Here is a 13,571-nt window from a genome sequence, read left to right on the forward strand (position 1 = left end):
ATTAATTATGAAATGGAACCGAAAGATCAAAAACAAAGGTAACGCGAGTTGATGCAGTTTAGATGTCGAACAGCTTATTAATCATACGCCAGTTGGGACTCTGTTGAGCCTATATCATAATTTAGGTAAATTTGTGAGAAATCTACTCTCTTGACTATAAATAGGTGATGATAAAAATAGTAGCTACTCAAAAGTTCTCTCAATGACTTTTATCCCATCCGAAGCGTTTAAATCTATTAGTTATCCCGATCGCACTGTCAAAAGAGCCGATCGCGCCGTCCGCTGTTCCCCTTTTCAATTACACTTCTTCCAGACAATCCGCGATAACAGCGTTTTCCTAACTGCGATCGCCTCAAACACGGGTGTCGAAAGCGGCTACACCCGATCGCCCGTATCCGAACTCGTAGCCGAAAACTCGCTACTTTGGCTGATCCAAGTCGGCGTGTTGCGACGGGAAGTAGACGGACAAGGGATTACCGACAGTTTTCGCCTCACGCCCCTAGGCCGCCAACTCGTGGAAAAATGGGAACAGGAAGGACAGGGAGTGCCGGCGGCGTCATTGTGCGATCGCATGGGAAATGCCGTTAGCCGCGGGTTGGGACTGTTCTTATAAACCGCAGATGTAAAGCAGATAAACACGGATAAACGCAGATAATTTCAGAATAGGAAAGCTTGGGAGTGCAAGAGGTCTAATGGTTCAAACCCCGACCAAATCTTTGACTCTAGATGAATTTCTCCAAAGGCCGGAAACCAAACCGGCCAGCGAATTCATCGACGGTCAAATTATCCAGAAACCTATGCGCCAAGGAAAACACAGCACAATTCAAAGCGATTTGGGTGCTGAGATCAACCGGGTACTCAAACCCCAACGCATCGCCCGCGCTTATCCAGAATTGCGCTGTACCTTTGGCGGTCGATCGACAGTACCCGATCTTGCAGTCTTTACCTGGGAACGCATTCCCCGCGACGAAAACGGCGAAGTAGCCAACACTTTCGCTATCGCCCCCGACTGGACAATCGAAATTCTTTCCCCCGACCAAAGTCAAACTAAAGTCGTCCGCAACATTCTCCACAGTCTCGCCCACGGGACTCAGATGGGCTGGCTGATTGACCCGGAAGAAGAACTGGTATTTGTCTATTTTGCCGATCGCACCATAGCAGTTTTTGAAGAACCGGGCGATCGCATCCCCGTTCCACCCTTCGCCGAATCCTTCAATCTCACTGTCGGTGAAATGTTCAGTTGGCTGACTGAGTAGCGCAACCTCGATTTGTTTAGGAATGATTTAACCGCAGAGGGCGCAGAGGGCGCAGAGGAAGAAAAGAGAGAGCTCTCTACGGATTTGCTTCGATCTAATGTGCGGTCGATCGCCTATACTAGAATATCTGGTTGTCAGCTCTTCAATGACGAGAGATGACTAAAGTTGTCACTACAAACTTAATTATGATTATTTAACCGGACTTGATATCATCACTCAAATAACCGCTAACTACTAACAACTAACTACATAAAACGTTTCTCAAAAATGGAAGCTAAATCTTACAAAGACACGGTAAACCTGCCCAAAACCAAGTTTGATATGCGCGCCAACGCCGTCAAACGCGAACCAGAATTGCAACAGTTTTGGGCCGATCAAGAAATCTACGATCGCCTTTCGGAAAATAACCCAGGCGATTTGTTCATCCTCCACGACGGGCCACCCTACGCTAACGGACAACTCCACATCGGCCACGCCCTCAACAAAATCCTCAAAGACTTTATCAACCGCTACCAAATGCTGCGCGGCAAAAAAGTCCGCTACGTTCCCGGTTGGGATTGTCACGGATTGCCGATCGAACTTAAAGTATTGCAGAACATGAAATCGGAGGAACGGCTAAATCTTTCCCCGATCGAACTCCGCCGCAAAGCCTCTGCCTTCGCGCAGCAAACAATGGAACAGCAGCGCGAATCCTTCCAGCGCTACGGCGTTTGGGGCGACTGGAAACACCCGTATTTAACCATGAAACCCGAATACGAAGCCGCTCAAATCGGCGTTTTCGGTCAAATGGTTCTCAAAGGCTACATCTACCGCGGCTTCAAACCGGTTCACTGGAGTCCGAGCTCGAAAACAGCCCTCGCCGAAGCTGAATTGGAATATCCCGAAGGCCACACGTCGCGTAGCATCTACGTCGGCTTCCATGTGAAAAAATTGTCAAAATCCCTGCAAACGAAGCTCAAGCGCTATATGCCGAGCCTCTGGGCGGCGATTTGGACGACTACCCCCTGGACAATTCCGGCAAACTTGGCGATCGCAGTCAATCCCGAACTGACTTATGCGGTGGTGGAACCGCCGGCAAATTCCCACATCGCACAACAATTTATGTTAGTAGCTGTCGATGCGGTCGATCGGCTGTCGGCAACTTTTAACACTGAATTAAAAATACTTGCTACCTTCAAAGGCAAAGAATTAGAAGGTTGCAGCTACAAACACCCGCTGTTCGATCGCGAAAGTCCAATTGTTGCCGGCGGTGACTACATTACCGCTGATTCCGGGACAGGGTTGGTGCACACTGCACCCGGCCACGGACAAGAAGACTTTATAGTAGGAAAACGCTGCGGTTTACCAGTTTTAACACCCGTAGATGAGAACGGAAATTTCACCGCAGAAGCCGGACAGTTCGCAGGTTTAAATGTCCTCGGAAATGGCAATGCAGCAGTCATTGATGCCCTTGCCGAAGCAAATTGTTTGATTAAAGAGGAAAGTTACGCTCACTCTTATCCTTACGATTGGCGCACGAAAAAGCCGACCATTTTTCGGGCGACAGAACAGTGGTTTGCCTCCGTAGAAGGGTTCCGAGATGAAGCCCTAAAAGCGATCGCCGGTGTGAATTGGATTCCCGCCCAAGGGGAAAATCGGATTACTGCAATGGTGGGCGATCGATCGGATTGGTGTATTTCTCGCCAGCGGACTTGGGGCGTTCCGATTCCCGTATTTTACGACGAAGAAACCAACGAACCGCTGTTAAATGAAGAAACGATCGCCCACGTGCAAGCCATCTTTGCCGAACGCGGTTCGGATGCTTGGTGGGAATTGTCGATCGGCGAATTGCTGCCGGAATCTTACCGCAATAACGGCCGCACTTACCGCAAGGGAACCGACACGATGGATGTGTGGTTTGACTCTGGTTCTTCCTGGGCCGCAGTTGCCAAAGGTCGATCGGAATTAAACTATCCTGCTGATATCTATTTGGAAGGTTCAGACCAACACCGCGGCTGGTTTCAATCGAGTTTGCTGACCAGTGTAGCAACAAACGGCGTCGCTCCTTACAAAACAGTTTTGACTCACGGTTTTGTACTCGATGAAAAAGGCCGCAAGATGAGCAAATCTGAAGGCAATGTCGTCGATCCGGCGGCAGTAATTAAGGAATATGGAGCCGATGTTTTGCGGTTGTGGGTGTCTTCGGTAGACTACTCGGCAGACGTGCCTTTGGGCAAAAACATTCTCAAACAGCAATCGGATGTTTACCGCAAAATTCGCAATACAGCTAAGTTTTTGCTGGGCAATTTGCACGACTTTGACCCCGCAAAAGATGCGGTTGTTTACGAGGAATTGCCGGAACTCGACCGCTATATGCTGCACAGAATGGGCGAAGTTTTTGCGGAAGTCCAAGATGCTTTTGAAAGCTTCCAATTTTCCAGATTTTTCCAAACTGTGCAGAATTTCTGCACGGTGGATTTATCGAATTTTTACTTGGATATTGCCAAAGACAGACTTTACATCAGCGCGACAGATACCCTTCGCCGCCGCAGTTGTCAGACGGTGATTGCAATTGCTGTGGAGAATTTAGCACGGGCGATCGCACCTGTTTTGTGTCACATGGCTGAGGATATTTGGCAGTACCTTCCCTATCCGACTCCCTACAAGTCCGTGTTTGAAGCGGGCTGGGTGCAAATTGATGCTTCATGGCACAATCCAGAATTAGCTACTCGCTGGCAGTATTTGCGACAAGTGCGCGGCGAAGTTAACAAGGTTTTGGAAAAAGCCCGGATTGAAAAGGCGATCGGTTCTTCTTTGGAAGCTAAGGTTTTGCTGTACGTTCCCGATGTTGAGAAAAGAGAGCAATTGCAAGCTTTGAATCCCAGCAGCGAAGAATTGGTGGACTATGTGCGATCGCAAAATTCAGTCATCGAGTTAGCAGCAGAGGAAAAAGCAAAAGCAGCACAAGATAGACAGGAAGAACAAGCGGCAAAAGTTGCCAAAGTCTTGACAGAAAACACAGTTTATGTGGAGGCGGAAAAGATCGGAGAAAAGGGCGATCGATCTTCTGAGATCGTACAGTATTCCGCCCCTGAACTGTCGGCTTCAGATTCTGGGCCAATCTTAGATCGAGCCGCCGAGTTTGTGGCTAATTTGCCTGAATACGCGGGCAAGTTTTTCACAGAATACCAAAAAGCGCTGGTAACACTTGGACTGTTAGCTTCTGTGGTGATAACGGGCAGAGTAACGCTGGCGATTTTGGATACGATGAATCAGATTCCGCTTTTGGGAGGCTTATTGGAAGTCATCGGCATCTTATTTACAATCTGGTTTGCTTTCCGTCACTTGCTGTTTGCCACCAACCGTCAAAAAATTGCAGAACAAATTGATTTCCTGACAGCAGATGTGGTGGGCCGGAGTACGGCGCTTGTACTTGCAGAAACAAAGGCGATCGTCCTCGCACCGGCTTTAGATACAGCGCTTGTGCTTGTAGAAACACAGGCGATCGTACAAACAGCCCCAGCCGAAAAAGTGTTTGTAGAAACACCCCAAATCCCGCAAGCAGAAGTAATTGCGATCGAACCCAAACCAGAAATTCCTGCTGAAATAGCTGCAGGGCACGATTCTACAATGACCGGCAAGGGTGTAGACGAACTGCGGTATTTGTTCATTACTTCGGAAGTGGAACTGGTTGAATCGAATGCAATCCTGCAAGAATTGCCGTACAGTTATCAGTCTCCCGAGTTGGCGATTGGTGTAGTGAAAGCAGACGGGGAAAAGTGCGATCGTTGCTGGAATTACTCTACTCACGTCGGAGAGTCGATCGAACATCCGCTAATTTGCGAACGCTGCGTTTCAGCAGTAGACGGCAAATTCTAACGTAGGGTGCGCTTCGGGAAAAATTATTGAGTTTGTGGTTGCCACATTCAGCCCGAAGCGCACCTTACAATAACTTGATTTAGTTATTTCTGATTAAAAAAACGGCAGACGATTTCACCAGGGTTGTTTTGTCCAAACGTCAAAACTGTTCCATCTTTTTTAACTGTAGTGCGATCGCGGCAATTGTAGACTTCCAGAGGCTTTTTCACTCCATCAACACTCAGAATTACCCTGTATTCCCAATAATTTTTTGCACTGCGTTTGATATCGACAATGCAAATCTCGCTTCCTTGATAATTGCGGCATACAGAGGCTTCAGCAGGAAGCGCGACCCAGAAAAAAGATATTAATAACAAAAAGTAGCAAACACATTTCATCATCTGCGATCTATTCCACTGCATAACCCGTATACTTCCGCATAAACGGTGGCTGAAATCCCCAAACAATATCCTCTTTGGGAACTCCGGCTATTACTAAATCTTCAGCAATATCATCTTCAGTGGCATTCCATTGAAGCCAAATTTTCCCGCCCTTGATATCAATGTGAATGCTACAGTGATGCACCCTAGTCTGCTTGTCCCAGCCCACATAAAAGATTTGGTAATGATCTCGTTCTGTATCAAGAATTGTCTCGACTTCAATGTCTCCGTGAGCAGGTTTGCGCTTGCCGTACTCCAGTAACATTTGCTGCACAATTTGCCTATATTTGCTTAATTTTTCCATAGCCAACTTACTAAGTCCTATCCTACGTTTTTTGATAATCAAGTGACAGTATTTGGCAAGCGACTTAGCAATTGGGCGCGCCCTCAAGTCGCGACATCATAAGATAGCTGAACCATACCAGAACTGTATGTCTGACATCCAGTTAACTGCAAAGCTGTAGTATTTATGGGATTAACAAATAAAGCGATTCCCTCGCCTAAAATAATCGGGTGCACCGACAGAATCACTTCGTTAACAAAATTTTGATTCAGGAAATCGCGAATCAGCAGAGAACCTCCCACCAACCAAATATTCTTGCCCTCAAGCAAGCGCAAGTCATTGACAAAACTCTCTAAATCTGTTACCACTTCGACATCAGAAGTGGCTTGAAAATCTAGATTTTTAGTAAAAACATAACTCTTTTTTTCTTGGTAGGGATACTCGCCAAAAGTTAGAACTTGTTCGTAAGTTTTCCGACCCATGAGAACCGTATCGATGCTATCTAAGAAGTTACTATAACCGTAATTTTGGTCTGTAAACAGCCAGTCGATATCGCCATTCGATCGCGCGATATAACCGTCTAAACTAGATGCAATGAATAGTACAATTTTACGCATGGCAAAACCCAGGTTTTTGGAATAATTGGGGCTATCGTCGCCCCAACTACCTTAATTTTAAATGATTTAGTGTCGTGACGGTAGCTTGAGTTCGATACCCAGCTTTTGACCGACATCGATCGCCTTATCAGCAAAATCAGTCACGCCTGCGATGCCAACTCCGATCGCAGTACCCGCCGCTACAAGAGCTGTTAAGCTTTTCTTTAATCTGGTTTTATTCCATTGGTTCTCCGGTTTCTTAATTTCCGCTTCCACATCTTCAATATCAATAATTATCCCCTCGCGGATGTCTTCGGGAAACTGCGTCGCGGTTTCACGCATTGATGAGATTAATTGGAGAATTTCCGCAGTATTGGCATTATTGATTTGCTTGAATTCATTATTGCTAACTTGCGCGTTGTCGCTGCCTATAACACCAGACATCGGGCCATTGAAGTTGTTGGTTTTGGAAGAGTTTTCAGTCATAACTTTTGCTTCGGCTGTAATATTAGTGGGTTTGCTAGCGAGTCGTTTAGCGATATCTACAAGGTCGTCATATTCTCTTCCGTATTTGTCATCGCCCATTTGGTTTCTGCGCCGAAGTTCGATCGACTCATACCCATCCAGCAACTGTCGCAAATCGAGTTTGAGTTTAAGTTTGCCGACACGCACTGTATTCTCGCCCATCTCCTCCAGCCCTAGCAATTCATCATAATCCAGCGGATCGGCATCGGGATAACCGGGAACTGGCACCCATTGACTGATTTCCAGATTGGCAAAAGAATTGTGGATTTTGGTAAACGTATCGCGGATCATGCTGAGGAAAGAACGTCGCGTCGATTCCCGCCCGCTAACGGCAATAAAGATTTTCTTATCTTCCGGGTCAGATTTGATCCGGGCGATGTTGTACACCTCAGCGCCTTCCATGTACTCCAGCATAACCCCCGTGCGCCAGTGGGTACAGTTGTGGATTTTCTCGTGCATGAGGACGATGAACCGCGAGAGGATGCTGTCGGGGAGGATGCGGTAGTGATATTGAAATTCCAGGGTTTCGCCTTGGAGTTTGGTGTTTTGCGGTTCCTCTTTGGGCAAGATGCCGGGGATGAGGAAAGTCGGCGCGGGACAATGGCTGACGGGGAAGCAGAGTTCAAATTCCTCCATCAACCCGGTGAGGCAGTGGTAACGCTGGCGGGGATATTTATTTGAGTCGAGGATGCGGCTGAGGTCGGCGTAGGTGAGAATGCCTTTGGTTTTGACTTTGAGTTCGTCGTCGCTGAGGAGGGCATAGATGCCTTCTGTCACCCAGTGGGGATTGAGGATGTTGGTGGATTGCAGGATCGGGTGTTCGCGGAAGTTGAGGACAATGCCCAGGTTGTGCAGCAGTCCGATCAGTTGGGTTTGGTCGGTTTCTTCAAAGATGTTTTCTTTGGCGCAGATGGTGGCGTATTCGCTGATGCTGATGATGTCTTTGTCGAGGTTTTCCAGGCGCTGCTTGACTTGGAACCAGCTTAGCGGCAAAAGATCGTAGACTTCTTTGAGTTGGGAGATTTCGGTGTGGATGGCGCTGCGGAGTTCGTCGATGCCGGTTCCGCTTTTGCAGGAGGTTTCGACAATCGCTTTGATGTTGGGATATTTGTCCCGCAAGGCTTTGCGGTTGAGATCCAGGGGTTGTTCGTCGCACTTGTTGCCGACGAGGATCACGGGGGAAGCGTCGCCGAAGCTTTCGATCAGTTTCAGCCAGTATTCGAGGCGGTTTTCGTCTTCGCTGGTGCGGCAGTTGCACACCAGCAGGTAGAGGCTGCGTTTGGTAAGGAAAAATTGGTGGGTGGCGTGGTAGATTTCTTGTCCGCCGAAGTCCCAGACGTTGAGTTTGACCTCTTTAGTGTTGACTGTAATTGTCCAGTCTGTGATGTTGAGTCCGTCGGTTTGGGGCTCGTTGGGGTTGTATTTTTTGCCGGTGAGGCAGTTAATTAGGGAGGTTTTGCCGACGCTGCTTTGCCCGACGAGAAGGACTTTGGCTTCGTTGAGGGGGAGAACTTCGCCGCTGCGGAGTTGCCGCAGGTAGTTGAAGATGGTGGCGGGAGTACCGGGGGCTTCGTTCCGGTTGGCGGGCCCTAGAACTTCTGGAGAAATGGGCAGGGGATTGTCACGGAGATCCAGGTATTTAAGTTGTGGCAGTGTTTCCAAGTATTCAGGAATAGTCTCAATCTGATTGTTACTGAGGGAAATCTGTGTCAAATTGGACAGTTGGGCGATCGCTTCTGGGATTTGGGTAATTTGATTGTTACTGAGGTAAAGATGTGTCAAATTAAACAGTTGGACGATCGCATTTGGGATTTGGGTAATCTGATTGCTATTGAGGAAAAGCACTGTCAGATTAAACAGTTGGGCGATCGCATTTGGGATTTGGGTAATCTGATTATTATTGAGGTAAAGATGTGCCAGATTATTCGACAGTTTGCCGAGCGCCTCTGGGATGGAGGTAATCTGATTGCTACTGAGCTCAAGCTGTGTCAAATTGGACAGTTTGCCGAGCGCCTCTGGGATGGAGGTAATCTGATTGCTACTGAGGGAAAGCTGTGTCAAATTGGACAGTTGCCCGATCGCTTCTGGGATTTGAGTAATCTGATTGTTTATGAGGACAAGCTGTGTCAGATTCGACAGTTGCCCGATCGCTTCTGGGATTTGAGTAATCTGATTGTTTATGAGGACAAGCTGTGTCAGATTCGACAGTTGCCCGATCGCTTCTGGGATTTGGGTAATCTGATTGTGACTGAGGTTAAGCAGTGTCAAATTGGACAGTTGGTTGATCGCATCTGGGATTTGGGTAATTTGATTGAAACTGAGCTCAAGCCATCTCAGATTCGGTAGTTGACCGATCGCATCTGGGATGGAGGTAATCTGATTGCTACTGAGGTCAAGCTGTGTCAGATTCGGTAGTTGACCGATCGCATCTGGGATGGAGGTAATCTGATTGAAACTGAGGTCAAGTTGTGTCAGATTCGACAGTTGCCCTATCACATCTGGGATGGAGGTAATCTGATTGAAACTGAGGTCAAGCTGTGTCAGATTCGACAGTTGCCCTATCGCCTCTGGGATGGAGGTAATCTGATTGCCTATGAGGATCAGCCATGTCAAATTTGATAGTTTGCTGATCGCATCTGGGATTTGTATAATCTGATTGCCACTGAGGTCAAGCTGTGTCAGATTCGACAGTTGCCCGATCGCCTCTGGAAGTTCTGTTAAACCAATACTGGTTAAATTTAAACTCTTTAATTGCTTCATTTCCAGCAGCAATTCTGGTATCGTTCCGAATGGATTGCCACTGAGGTCGAGCGATCGCAAATTTCCCAGATATCGCACTTCCTCCGGCAGTGCGCTTAATTGATTCGTAATCGGCTGCGGAGTCCATTTACTACCAACACTGCTGGATTGATATACCTTCCCCAAAACCAGAGTCTCAAGCTGCGTGCACTTGCCAATCTCCGGCGGCAATTCCTCCAAGTCCAGCCCCGACAAATCCAGTTCCGTCAAATTTTCCTCGGCTGCTTGGTCAATTCGCCGCACTGCTTCCTCTCGCGTCATGCCCTTTGTCTCTCGGTATGATTCATTTTATTGTGACAGGAATTTTCGCTTGGTGGGCAGTTGCCCGCGCGTCACAATCAAAGAAACCGGGTTTTTTTTTGTTTCTACACTGTCATGCGTCTTCTGGGCCAAAACCCGGTTTCTGAGCGAGACATCACAACTATAATAAAATAACCGTTAAAAGAGGAAAGCCAATGGTGACGAGCCTGAATGTGGATACCGCACTGCTGCAAGAGGCGATCGAACTTGAGGGAGAAATTGAGTTCGAGACTCTAGTTGAAATCGCCTTGCGCGAATACATTCAACGCCGCAAACAGCCACAGAATCTAGAACTTAGCTTTGGAGAATCTCTCAGTGCATTTCGTGAAAAATATCAACTGCACGAACTGGGTTTAAATCCTGATGAAATTTGGGGAGAAGTTCGCTATCGAACTTTTGCAGGACGCGAGGTCATCTTTGAATGAGGCTGCGTTATTTACTCGATACCAACATTATCTCCGAAATAATGCGATCGATTTCTTCGCGGTGGCGATCGTAATGAGTTTTTGGTTTAGTAGTGGCGAGAAATACCCAGATAAACCTGGTTTCTCAGTTCTGCGTGTGATACCTACTTACTTAAACTTTAGATAATTTAAATATAAACACATAATAAACCTCAATCTCATGTTTCTTACCAACAGATGACAAAGGGTGATAGGCTGGGGATAGGAAGTTATTTGTCTATGAACCAAATTAAACGTGTTGCCATAGTGGGAGGAACCCACGGAAACGAACTCACAGGAATTTACCTCGTGAAGAAATTCGATCGCGCGCCAGAGTTAATTGGGCGATCGACTTTTGAAACTATGACTCTGCTAGCCAATCCCAAAGCTTGCGAAATCGGGACACGCTATATCGATATCGACCTCAACCGCTGCTTTAGAAAGCAAGATTTAGAAAATCCCCATCTCTCCAGCTATGAAGCGCAGCGGGCGAAAGAAATCTACGGCATTTTTCACTCAAAAAACACTCATCAGCCCAACTTAATTATCGATTTGCACAGCACCACATCCAACATGGGGCTAACTTTTATTCTCGCCAGCCATCATCCATTTAACCTCCAACTAGCAGCTTATTTAACCTCTGTGTATCCCCACCTCAAGGTACTCGCTTCTACAACCAAGAATCATGATAGTCCTTTGCTGCGATCGCTTTCCGAATTAGGCGGTACGCTGGAAGTTGGTGCAGTGCCGCAAGGCGTCTTGGATGCGTCTTTATTTCAGCAAACTGAGCAAGTGGTCGGCACGATATTAGACTGCGTAGAAGCCTACAATGAAGGCACAATGCCTGCTGCCAAGAATCCCCTGACTATTTATCACACCATTGGGGCGATCGACTATCCCAGAAACGAGAACAGAGAAATTCAGGCAATGATTCATCCTCATCTGCAATTCAGAGATTATCAAGCCCTGAATCCCGGCGATCCGATGTTTTTGACCTTGGATGGTGAGTCGGTATTGTATGAAGGTAAATCAACCGTTTATCCCATTTTTATTAACGAGGCTGCTTACTACGAAAAAGGAATTGCCATGTGTTTTACCCAAAAGCAAATAGTTGTTAGTTATTAGTCATCAGTCATTAGTTATTTCTTGAGAGGGTTCTGGTGACAAAAACTCTTCTTCAGAAGGCGCACTAACAGAACGAAATTGCTTCCATACTTCCAAACTGAGAATACAGGCAATCAGCCACACCAAACCCGCCGTATAACCGGCAATAACATCGGTAGGCCAGTGAACTCCTAGGTAAAGCCGGCTCAAACCAATAGCAGCAATTAATACAACTGTCAAGCTGTAAATCCACCAGCGTTGCCTGGGAAAGCGCGAACCCAAGAAATATCCTAACAAACCGTAAATAACCATTGAAATCATCGCGTGTCCGCTAGGAAAACTGTAAAAGCGAACGTCAACAACGCGCTCCCAAAGTTGAGGTCTAGCGCGCGCAAAAAGTTTTTTTAACAGTAGGTTTAAACCTACCGCCCCTGCGCCAGTAACTGCAATCGTTGTGGCTTCGGAGCGATGTTTGCCCACCCACAAGATAATACCCAAACTCACGCTCAGCGCTAGCAGCAAATTTGGCTCTCCCAAAGATGTAAAGGCGAGCATGATGCGATCGCGCAGCGGAGTGTGAAGGCTCCTAAGATATAGTAAAATAGATTTATCGAAAGCGTAGGTTTCCTTTTCCAAAACCTCTTCGGCAATAGTGGCAAATCCCCACATCGCCAAAGCAGCAACACCAAGCCCTGCCAGCCGAATTATAGAAATGAGCGATCGAATTTTAGAGCGCATTTTTTAAGTAATTTCAACTTTTAAAAGTTTCAACTGAAAATAATACAACAACTATCGGAAACGAAAACACCTTACCGATCGTCAAGATTCTTGAGTCCCTTTATTCTGAATCATTAATTGATTTTTCACTACCCACCTCAGCTTTTACATCCCACCGGCGAATGACTATACTATCAAAAAAATACATTTCTGCAATTTTGTTGACCTGTGGGTTGACAAGTCTTGCTAGTTGTGATAACAACAGCGGAGTAAGTGCCCCGATCGCCGAAGCCCACACGATCGCCCAGCGTCTCGTCTCGACCGCAGTCGCCCAAAAGCCGAACCACCCGCAGTTCGGTCAGCCGATCGGCTGTACCCTAGGAAAAGACTGTTTTGTATTGCTGTATTTCGATCGAGAACCCGGTCCCACCGCCGTCGATTTTGGCTGCGGGCGCCAAACCTACGACGGGCACGACGGTACAGACTTTGCGATTCCCGACGCCAAAGCAATGGCAAAAGGAGTGCCAGTTATTGCCTCCGCTGCAGGCAAAGTTTTGCGAGCACGAGATGGTGTGGTCGATCGGCGTTTACAGAACGATACAGACAAAGCCAGCATCGCAGGCACAGAATGCGGCAACGGCATGGTAATCGACCACGGCGGTGGTTGGGAAGCCCAATACTGCCACCTCCGCAAAGGAAGCGTTGCCGTCAAACCGGGGACGCAGGTACAAAAAGGCACTGTTTTGGGCATGGTGGGAAACTCTGGGATGGCATCTTTCCCCCACGTACACGTAACTTTTCGCTATCAAGGCAAACCCGTAGATCCGTTTGTCGGGCCCGACGCGAAGGCAGGCTGCAACATCGCCCGCAATCCTATTTGGGACAAGCCTCTAGACTATATTTCCACAGGTTTAATTCGGGCCGGTTTTGCCAATAAGCCACCCGATATCAACGCTGTCTGGGAAGGACAATTTTCCGAGACTCAACTCCCTGCAAACAGTCCAGCTTTGTTGTTTTGGGTGCAAAGTTACGGAGTGCTCAAGGGCGATCGCGAACAATACAAATTACTTGCACCCAACGGCACAACAATCGCTGACCAAACCAATGAAATTAAAGCCCCCAGCCGCACTTGGTTGGGTTATGTCGGCAAAAGAAACAGTACAAATTCTCCTCTGACTCCCGGAGTTTGGCGGGCCGAATATCGGTTGACGCGGGGCGATCGAGTTTTGGCAGAAGTCAAGCGAGAAGTTGAGTTGCGTTAGTCCGTTGAC

General features: G+C 47.4%; 11 protein-coding genes. 6 read left to right on the plus strand and 5 right to left on the minus strand.

Annotated elements, in window-relative coordinates; translation table 11 throughout:
• Nucleotides 1–202: 202 nt before the first annotated feature.
• The 3 genes from QUA33_RS20580 to ileS all read left to right on the plus strand — a co-directional run bounded on the left by QUA33_RS20580 (nucleotide 203) and on the right by ileS (nucleotide 5,114).
• Entirely contained in the window at nucleotides 203–613 is a 411-nt protein-coding gene (locus tag QUA33_RS20580) for an Npun_F0494 family protein (protein WP_333096106.1), read from the plus strand.
• A gap of 79 nt (nucleotides 614–692) precedes the next feature.
• Nucleotides 693–1,256 carry a Uma2 family endonuclease gene (locus tag QUA33_RS20585; RefSeq protein ID WP_333150727.1) on the plus strand — a complete coding sequence of 188 codons (564 nt, stop codon included), beginning with the start codon at nucleotides 693–695 and terminating at the stop codon, nucleotides 1,254–1,256.
• Nucleotides 1,257–1,523: 267 nt separating this feature from the next.
• A complete protein-coding gene (ileS, locus tag QUA33_RS20590; RefSeq protein WP_333150729.1) occupies nucleotides 1,524–5,114 on the plus strand; it encodes an isoleucine--tRNA ligase in 3,591 nt (1,196 codons plus the stop codon).
• Nucleotides 5,115–5,197: 83 nt separating this feature from the next.
• On the opposite strand, the gene QUA33_RS20595 is transcribed toward ileS, so the two are convergent.
• The 4 genes from QUA33_RS20595 to QUA33_RS20610 form a co-directional block, all read right to left on the minus strand.
• Nucleotides 5,198–5,494 (minus strand): hypothetical protein, encoded by a 297-nt coding sequence (locus tag QUA33_RS20595; RefSeq protein WP_333150731.1) that lies wholly within the window; start codon nucleotides 5,492–5,494, stop codon nucleotides 5,198–5,200.
• Between the two features lie 7 nt (nucleotides 5,495–5,501).
• Nucleotides 5,502–5,837, minus strand: a complete 336-nt coding sequence (locus QUA33_RS20600; RefSeq protein WP_190732840.1) for a XisI protein — start codon at nucleotides 5,835–5,837, stop codon at nucleotides 5,502–5,504.
• Nucleotides 5,838–5,920: 83 nt separating this feature from the next.
• On the minus strand, nucleotides 5,921–6,433 hold the full coding sequence (locus tag QUA33_RS20605) for a dihydrofolate reductase family protein (RefSeq protein ID WP_333150734.1): 513 nt from the start codon (nucleotides 6,431–6,433) through the stop codon (nucleotides 5,921–5,923).
• A 66-nt stretch (nucleotides 6,434–6,499) separates the two neighbouring features.
• Nucleotides 6,500–9,997, minus strand: a complete 3,498-nt coding sequence (locus tag QUA33_RS20610; protein WP_333150736.1) for a leucine-rich repeat domain-containing protein — start codon at nucleotides 9,995–9,997, stop codon at nucleotides 6,500–6,502.
• A 194-nt stretch (nucleotides 9,998–10,191) separates the two neighbouring features.
• Between QUA33_RS20610 and QUA33_RS20615 the strand changes: the two genes are divergently transcribed.
• Nucleotides 10,192–10,461, plus strand: a complete 270-nt coding sequence (locus tag QUA33_RS20615) for a type II toxin-antitoxin system VapB family antitoxin (protein WP_333150738.1) — start codon at nucleotides 10,192–10,194, stop codon at nucleotides 10,459–10,461.
• Between the two features lie 258 nt (nucleotides 10,462–10,719).
• Entirely contained in the window at nucleotides 10,720–11,604 is an 885-nt protein-coding gene (locus QUA33_RS20620) for an aspartoacylase (protein ID WP_333150739.1), read from the plus strand.
• Between the two features lie 3 nt (nucleotides 11,605–11,607).
• On the opposite strand, the gene QUA33_RS20625 is transcribed toward QUA33_RS20620, so the two are convergent.
• Nucleotides 11,608–12,321, minus strand: coding sequence for a phosphatase PAP2 family protein (locus tag QUA33_RS20625; protein ID WP_333150741.1), 714 nt, complete (start codon nucleotides 12,319–12,321; stop codon nucleotides 11,608–11,610).
• 161 nt (nucleotides 12,322–12,482) lie between these two features.
• Between QUA33_RS20625 and QUA33_RS20630 the strand changes: the two genes are divergently transcribed.
• The gene (locus tag QUA33_RS20630) at nucleotides 12,483–13,562 is read left to right on the plus strand and encodes a M23 family metallopeptidase (protein ID WP_333150743.1); all 1,080 of its coding nucleotides are present in this window, start codon (nucleotides 12,483–12,485) and stop codon (nucleotides 13,560–13,562) included.
• The last annotated feature ends 9 nt before the right edge of the window (nucleotides 13,563–13,571 follow it).

The sequence above is a fragment of the Microcoleus sp. Pol14D4 genome, assembly GCF_036701245.1.
GTDB lineage: Bacteria > Cyanobacteriota > Cyanobacteriia > Cyanobacteriales > Microcoleaceae > Microcoleus.

Coding starts and splice junctions, on each gene's coding strand:
- QUA33_RS20630 (WP_333150743.1), top strand. CDS start 12,483: ATGACTATACTATCAAAAAAATACATTTCTGCAATTTTGTTGACCTGT.
- QUA33_RS20605 (WP_333150734.1), bottom strand. CDS start 6,433: ATGCGTAAAATTGTACTATTCATTGCATCTAGTTTAGACGGTTATATC.
- QUA33_RS20595 (WP_333150731.1), bottom strand. CDS start 5,494: ATGATGAAATGTGTTTGCTACTTTTTGTTATTAATATCTTTTTTCTGG.
- QUA33_RS20600 (WP_190732840.1), bottom strand. CDS start 5,837: ATGGAAAAATTAAGCAAATATAGGCAAATTGTGCAGCAAATGTTACTG.
- QUA33_RS20585 (WP_333150727.1), top strand. CDS start 693: ATGGTTCAAACCCCGACCAAATCTTTGACTCTAGATGAATTTCTCCAA.
- QUA33_RS20625 (WP_333150741.1), bottom strand. CDS start 12,321: ATGCGCTCTAAAATTCGATCGCTCATTTCTATAATTCGGCTGGCAGGG.
- QUA33_RS20580 (WP_333096106.1), top strand. CDS start 203: ATGACTTTTATCCCATCCGAAGCGTTTAAATCTATTAGTTATCCCGAT.
- ileS (WP_333150729.1), top strand. CDS start 1,524: ATGGAAGCTAAATCTTACAAAGACACGGTAAACCTGCCCAAAACCAAG.
- QUA33_RS20610 (WP_333150736.1), bottom strand. CDS start 9,997: ATGACGCGAGAGGAAGCAGTGCGGCGAATTGACCAAGCAGCCGAGGAA.
- QUA33_RS20615 (WP_333150738.1), top strand. CDS start 10,192: ATGGTGACGAGCCTGAATGTGGATACCGCACTGCTGCAAGAGGCGATC.
- QUA33_RS20620 (WP_333150739.1), top strand. CDS start 10,720: ATGAACCAAATTAAACGTGTTGCCATAGTGGGAGGAACCCACGGAAAC.